The organism is Nostoc flagelliforme FACHB-838 (assembly GCF_014698065.1).
Taxonomy (GTDB): Bacteria; Cyanobacteriota; Cyanobacteriia; order Cyanobacteriales; family Nostocaceae; genus Nostoc; species Nostoc flagelliforme_B.
Genome location: NZ_JACJSI010000653.1, coordinates 1 through 2,188, shown reverse-complemented (window position 1 = coordinate 2,188; position 2,188 = coordinate 1). Strand labels below are relative to the sequence as shown.

General features: G+C 38.2%; 1 protein-coding gene. It reads right to left on the bottom strand.

The features are described 5' to 3' along the window. A partial coding sequence (locus H6G97_RS50255) for a histidine kinase (protein ID WP_479684987.1) occupies nucleotides 1-488 on the bottom strand: 488 nt, incomplete at its 3' end. Nucleotides 489-2,188: the final 1,700 nt, after the last annotated feature.

Here is a 2,188-nt window from a genome sequence, read left to right as displayed (position 1 = left end):
ATCCGCTCTCGCACTACGACACCTGTAATTCTAGCTACTAAATCATTTAAACTTTCTAAATGTTGAATATTGACGGTAGAATAAACATCAATTCCGGCTGCCAAAATTACTTCCACGTCCTGATAGCGCTTTTCTCGTGGTGAACCTGGCACATTAGTGTGAGCGAGTTCATCAACTAATACCAGCTGTGGGGAGCGCAAGATAATTGCATCCGTGTCCATTTCTTGCAGAGTGATGTTCTGGTGGATACAGACTTTTCTAGTAATCACTTCTAGTCCCGTGGCTTTAAGAGCCGTGTCTTTGCGTCCATGAGTTTCCAAGAAGCCTATTACAATATCGATCCCATCTTGCTTCAGAAAATCTGCTTCTTCTAGCATTTTGTAAGTTTTACCAACACCGGGAGCCATACCAATAAAAATTTTATGCTTCCCACGTCGAGCAGGACGGATGTAGGAACTATCAGGGGAGGGGTTAGAGGGATTAAACATCAATCAGGTATTGGAACAGTAGTTAGCGAGTTAATTTAATGCCCTGAATTAACGCTCACTTAATCACAGGTATTTTTGACTCGATATTATTCTACTTTGTAATATTGTTTTACAATAACTAACAGAGTTACTACTGACAATGTCTTCAAGTTTGGAAGTTTTGACAAGATTTGTACGCCTGAGTATTACTCCAGGCAACAGGGCAAACGCATCTAAATTACTCTTGATGACAACGAAGCTCAAGAAACAACGAAAAAATTTTTCCTTTCGCGTTTGATTATTTTTTAAGCCCCAAAGCGATGTCTGCAACGGGCTACGCCTACGCCGAGAATTCTTGCAATAAGCAAGGCTTAATGAGATTAATTTTAATTCTATTGAGAATGTACTTTATTTTCTGACATAATGCGGTCGTCCTGCGGTGGTAACTGATTTCTTTGCCAAGCTAACTCGAACACAAAAGAGATAAGCCCTTTACTCATACCAACATATTTTGAAAAAAGGTGTAGTTTAATCATCTCAGCTTGAGCGCGAAATTGTGGTTATTGCCTCCAATTTTGAGAGCCGTTGGTCTTTGATGAGTGTAGTTTTGTTTATAGAATAAGGGCTTCCTCTATAGCTCAATTGATAGGTCACTGATGGTGAAGTTAATCTCAGTGTCTGTGCATTATAATCTATACAAATAGAATAAGTATTTCCCCTATAGCTCAATTTATAGGTTACTTGTAATAGTGCTACTCCATCTGATTTAGTATTAGAGTTAGCACAATAGTAAAGACCACGGTAGCTCAAGTTATAATCTGCTTTAAATTTGCTTATAGGCTGTTGTAAATATTCTGTTTCTGTGATAATCAGCTTGCTTGTGTAGTATTCGCAACTTATACTGATCAAGACTGAAATTAATAGCAGAAGTAGGATTTGCCAAGGAGCTAAGATTAAAATTACAATCAGGCTGATAGTTCCAAATATCCCAACTAAATGTGCAATTTCACTATAATTTTTTTTAATAAAAAATAGCTAGTGATTAAAAAAGTACACAATAAAATAAAAAAGCATATCGCCATTTTTCGTTATTTCTAAATTAAAAGTAAAGGGTTTATGAAACGGGAGCATTCCAATTTTGCAAAAATAAAGTAAGAAATATTATTCGCAAGTTTTCATCGCGAATAATATGGGAATTCAATCTTGTGACTCTTTTCCTTCTTGCTCAACTCCAGAACTAATATCTAGTATATAATCGTCAAGTGCATGAATTATTCTCTGGTTTGTTCACCACTTTGTGGTTCGGCAGTGGCTCTTGAAGAGCTACTGCGCCCTTGCGTGCTGCCGACAGCCAAGCAAGTGGTGCAGAGAGTCTCTGTTATAGACCCTCCCTCATCCTGTTTTGCTAGTGTGTCATTATCGACAAACGATGCACAGGTTTTGGCTTCGTCTACCTCAATAAACTTAATCCTTTAGTGTTGGACTAATGCAAGGATTCGTTATTTGAGTATAGCTATTGGAATTTGGGCAATACGTGTAACCGTTCACAGGATAAGAAACGCTACAGTCAAAACATGGGTTACTGAGATGGTAGATTAAGAGGCATGGATGAAAACTGCCTCGCCTACGGAATTGAAATTTCCGACTCAGATTGGGAAAAGACTCCAGCCAGCATCAAACAACTGGTGGAGAAAATGGGGCAGCATATAAAGCAATCAGAA